Source organism: Arthrobacter sp. SIMBA_036 (assembly GCF_046535135.1).
Lineage (GTDB): Bacteria > Actinomycetota > Actinomycetes > Actinomycetales > Micrococcaceae > Arthrobacter.
This window is the reverse complement of the sequence record NZ_JAWRXG010000368.1, coordinates 1-249: the sequence shown is the minus strand read 5'-3', so window position 1 is coordinate 249 and position 249 is coordinate 1. Positions and strand designations below refer to the sequence as shown.

Genomic DNA, 249 nt, shown 5'->3' with positions numbered 1-249 from the left:
ATGGCAGATTACGCCGACGGGCTTCCGCTGTTCGAAGAATGATCGCACAAAAGCGATGATGCCATTGTTGGCACGAAGCTTGTCTGCACCGACGCAGCCGCCAGGGATGACAAGGCCGTCGAAATCGTCGGCTGACACATCCCTGACGGCATTGTCGACCTGATAGCTGAGACCGGGATCCAGATCGCTGTTGTTCGTCTGCCCTTTCCCCGTTTCGATGCCAATGACGGATACCGCCGCACCTGCCGC

At 58.2% G+C, this 249-nt stretch carries 1 protein-coding gene; it reads right to left on the bottom strand.

Annotation, left to right across the window (positions count from 1 at the left end):
* A partial coding sequence (locus SB659_RS20205) for a DJ-1/PfpI family protein (RefSeq protein WP_410551717.1) occupies positions 1-249 on the bottom strand: 249 nt, incomplete at both ends.